We start from the raw sequence: 4,098 nt of genomic DNA, 5'->3' as shown, positions 1-4,098 counted from the left end.
GCAGAGGACGTAAGCCGAGCAACGCCGGGTCTGCGGGGGCTGGGGGTGTTGTATAGGAGCAGGGTGCGGGGGGGGGCCCCCGCCCCGGAACCTCCCCCCGGCCTGCGTCGGGGGGTCCCCCAGGCGCCACAAGGGCCGGCGGGGTGGGATGGGCCCGCTGCGCGCCTTTCCCAGCCCCGCCGGCGTTTGAGCGGCCCCCGCCCGCCCGGTCAGCCCTCCGTCAGCGAGGCCAGCAGCACGTCCGCTGCCGCGTACGGGTCCAGCTCACCCGCGGCCACCCGGGCCGCAAGCCCGCCCAGGTGCGCGTCGCCGTGGACGTCGGCCATCCGCGCCCGCAGGGTCGTGACCGCGATGGTCTCGACCTCCCGCGCCGCACGGGCAACCCTTCGCTCGGCGAGGATCCCCCGCTCGTCCATCCAGGCCCGGTGCTTCTCCAGGGCCTCCACGACCTCGTCCACGCCCTCCGCGCGCGCGGCCACCGTCTTGACGATCGGCGGGCGCCAGTCGCCCGGGCCGCGGGTCTCGCCCAGGCCCAGCATGTGGTTCAGTTCCCGGGCCGTGGCGTCGGCGCCGTCCCGGTCCGCCTTGTTCACCACGTAGACGTCGCCGATCTCCAGGATGCCGGCCTTGGCGGCCTGGATCCCGTCGCCCATGCCCGGCGCGAGCAGCACCACGCAGGTGTCCGCCTGGGCCGCGATCTCCACCTCGGACTGGCCGACACCGACGGTCTCGACCAGGATCACGTCGCAGCCCGCCGCGTCCAGGACGCGGATCGCCTGCGGGGCCGCCCACGACAGGCCGCCCAGGTGGCCGCGGGTGGCCATCGAGCGGATGTAGACGCCGGGGTCCGAGGCGTGGTCGGACATCCGCACCCGGTCACCGAGCAGGGCGCCGCCGGAGAACGGCGAGGAGGGGTCCACGGCGAGCACGCCGACCCGCTTGCCCGCCCGCCGGTACGCCGTGACCAGCGCCGACGTGGAGGTCGACTTGCCGACACCCGGCGAGCCGGTCAGGCCCACCACGTACGCGCCGCCGGTCAGCGGGGCCAGCGCCGCCATCACCTCGCGCAGCTGCGGGGACGCCCCCTCGACCAGTGAGATCAGCCGGGCCACCGCCCGCGGCCTGCCCTCGCGGGCCTGGGCCACCAGCTGGGGGACGTCCACCGTCATACGTGCTGCGCTCCTCGGTTCGCTTGTCGTTTGCCGCCGGGCGGCCGCAGGGCCGCGATGGCTGGGGGCCCTTGCGGGCCCGCCGGGCCGTGCCGGACCGGCACCGGAGCGGTCCGGCACCGGCCAGGCCGTCGGGCCCCAGGCCGCCAGGCCTCGGGCTGCCAGGCCTCGGGCCATGAGACCCGAGCCCGTCAGACCTCAGGCCGTCAGGCCTTGGGCACGCGCACGATCAGCGCGTCGCCCTGCCCGCCGCCGCCGCACAGCGCGGCCGCGCCGACCCCGCCGCCCCGGCGCTTGAGCTCCAGGGCCAGGGTGAGGACCACCCGGGCACCGGACATGCCGAGCGGGTGGCCGAGCGCGATGGCGCCACCGTTGACGTTCACCTTTTCGGAGGTGACGCCCAGGTCCTTCATTGACTGGTGGGCGACGGCGGCGAAGGCCTCGTTGATCTCGATCAGGTCGAGGTCGGAGACCTCCAGGCCCTCCTTCTTGAGGGCGTGCAGGATCGCGTTGGACGGCTGCGACTGGAGCGAGTTGTCCGGGCCGGCCACGTTGCCGTGGGCGCCGATCTCGGCGATCCACTCCAGGCCCAACTCCTCCGCCTTGGCCTTGCTCATCACGACGACGGCGGCGGCGCCGTCGGAGATCTGCGAGGCGGTGCCGGCGGTGATGGTGCCGTCCTTGGCGAAGGCCGGGCGCAGCTTGCCGAGGGACTCGACGGTGGTCTCGCCGCGGATGCCCTCGTCCTTCGAGAAGACGACCGGCTCGCCCTTGCGCTGCGGGATCTCGACCGGGGTGATCTCGGCCTCGAAGATGCCATTCTTCTGCGCGGCGGCGGCGCGCTGGTGCGAGAGCGCGGCGATCTCGTCCTGGACCTCGCGCGGGATGCCGAGGCGGGCGTTGTGCTTCTCGGTGGACTCACCCATCGCGATGCCGTCGAAGGGGTCGGTGAGGCCGTCGTGCGCCATCGTGTCGAGCATCTCGATCGCGCCGTACTTGAAGCCCTCGCGGGACTTCTGCAGCGCGTGCGGGGCGTTGGTCATCGACTCCTGGCCGCCGGCCACGACGATGTCGAACTCTCCGGCGCGGATCAGCTGGTCGGCCAGCGCGATGGCGTCCATGCCCGAGAGGCAGACCTTGTTGATCGTCAGCGCGGGCACGTTCATCGGGATGCCGGCCTTGACGGCGGCCTGGCGGGCGGGGATCTGGCCGGCGCCGGCCTGGAGCACCTGGCCCATGATCACGTACTGCACCTGGTCGCCGGAGATCCCGGCCCGGTCCAGCGCGGACTTGATGGCGAAGCCGCCGAGGTCGGCGCCCGAGAAGGACTTCAGCGAGCCCAGCAGCCGCCCCATGGGCGTGCGGGCCCCAGCGACGATCACTGAAGTGGTGTGGTTCGTTCCGGACATGAGGCACAGCCCCCTGGATGAGGAGTGAACGAGGGTTTACGTCAATGTACTGAGCGGTACCGCATGCGGTCACCGGGCAGTCGGTGTGATCGCGCGCACGTTGCGTAACCACCCTTCGTAGCAGTCCACTGGTCCCATGCTGACAAGGATCGACCACATCGGGATCGCGTGCTTCGACCTCGACAAGACCGTCGAGTTCTACCGCGCCACCTACGGCTTCGAGGTGTTCCACACCGAGGTCAACGAGGAGCAGGGCGTCCGCGAGGCCATGCTCAAGATCAACGAGACCTCCGACGGCGGGGCGTCCTACCTCCAGCTCCTGGAGCCCACCCGCGAGGACTCCGCGGTGGGCAAGTGGCTGGCCAAGAACGGCGAGGGCGTCCACCACATCGCCTTCGGCACCGCCGACGTCGACGCCGACGCCGAGGCCGTCCGCGGCAAGGGCGTCCGGGTGCTCTACGACGAGCCGCGCAGGGGCTCGATGGGGTCGCGGATCACCTTCCTGCACCCCAAGGACTGCCACGGTGTGCTGACCGAACTCGTCACCTCCAACCCCGATCACTGACCACCCCATTCCCCGGCCGGTAGAGTGGCGTCTGGCTCGGCCGGGGTTCGGTGCGGAGGGGGTCGGGGCCCATGACCCCTGCCCTGGTATCTGACACCATTCCCCGGGGGCGCCGTTCAGCGGGCGGACGGTGCTCATTTGGGAGTGAGCTTGCGACCAGGGGACGGATGGGACCGCGCTGTGCGGGGCTACGAACGCCAGGAGAGCCATCAGGCTGAGGCCGACCATCTCTCGCGCTTCGAGGCCGAGATGGAGCGGCTCAAGAAGGAGCGCGAGAAGGCCGTCCAGCATGCCGAGGACCTGGGGTACCAGGTCGAGGTGCTGCGGGCCAAGCTCCACGAGGTACGTCGCGCCCTCGCGTCCCGCCCCGCCTACAACGGCCAGGACATCGGCTACCAGGCCGAGCAGATGCTGCGCGACGCGCAGATCCAGGCCGACCAGATGCGCTCCGACGCCGAGCGCGAGCTGCGCGAGGCCCGCGCCCAGACCCAGCGCATCCTCCAGGAGCACGCCGAGCACCAGTCCCGGCTCCAGGCCGAGCTGCACGCCGAGGCCGTCAACCGCCGCCAGCGCCTGGACCAGGAGCTCAACGAGCGCCGCCAGACCGTCGAGGCGCACGTCAACGAGAACGTGGCCTGGGCCGAACAGCTGCGCGCCCGTACGGAGTCCCAGGCGCGCCGGCTCCTGGAGGAGTCCCGCGCCGAGGCCGAACAGTCCCTGAACGCCGCCCGCGCCGAGGCCGCCCGGGTCGCCGAGGAGACCCGCCGCCGGCTGGCCGAGGCCTCCGAGGCCGGCCGCGCCGAGGCCGAGGCCACGCTGCTGCGCGCCCGCAAGGAGGCCGAGCGGCTGCTGGCCGCCGCGTCCGCGCAGGCGCAGGAGGCCACCGAGCACGCGGAGCGGCTGCGCGCCAGCACCGCCGCCGAGGCCGAGCAGACCCGGCAGCAGACCCTGGACC

At 72.7% G+C, this 4,098-nt stretch carries 3 protein-coding genes and 1 pseudogene; 2 read left to right on the top strand and 2 right to left on the bottom strand.

Annotated features, from left to right (window positions below; genetic code table 11):
- Nucleotides 1-209 precede the first annotated feature (209 nt).
- Both meaB and GPJ59_RS34315 read right to left on the bottom strand, forming a co-directional pair.
- The gene (gene meaB, locus GPJ59_RS34320) at nt 210-1,169 is read right to left on the bottom strand and encodes a methylmalonyl Co-A mutase-associated GTPase MeaB (protein ID WP_219671901.1); all 960 of its coding nucleotides are present in this window, start codon (nt 1,167-1,169) and stop codon (nt 210-212) included.
- A gap of 206 nt (nt 1,170-1,375) precedes the next feature.
- The gene (locus GPJ59_RS34315) at nt 1,376-2,578 is read right to left on the bottom strand and encodes an acetyl-CoA C-acetyltransferase (protein WP_219671900.1); all 1,203 of its coding nucleotides are present in this window, start codon (nt 2,576-2,578) and stop codon (nt 1,376-1,378) included.
- A gap of 136 nt (nt 2,579-2,714) precedes the next feature.
- On the opposite strand from GPJ59_RS34315, the gene mce reads away from it, so the two are divergent.
- The gene (mce, locus tag GPJ59_RS34310; protein WP_219671899.1) at nt 2,715-3,143 is read left to right on the top strand and encodes a methylmalonyl-CoA epimerase; all 429 of its coding nucleotides are present in this window, start codon (nt 2,715-2,717) and stop codon (nt 3,141-3,143) included.
- A 180-nt stretch (nt 3,144-3,323) separates the two neighbouring features.
- Nucleotides 3,324-4,098, top strand: a pseudogene (locus GPJ59_RS34305) (hypothetical protein); the annotation flags it as partial.

This window comes from Streptomyces bambusae (assembly GCF_019400985.1).
In the GTDB taxonomy this organism is placed as follows: Bacteria; Actinomycetota; Actinomycetes; order Streptomycetales; family Streptomycetaceae; genus Streptomyces; species Streptomyces bambusae_A.
This window is presented reverse-complemented; position numbering and strand designations above follow the sequence as displayed.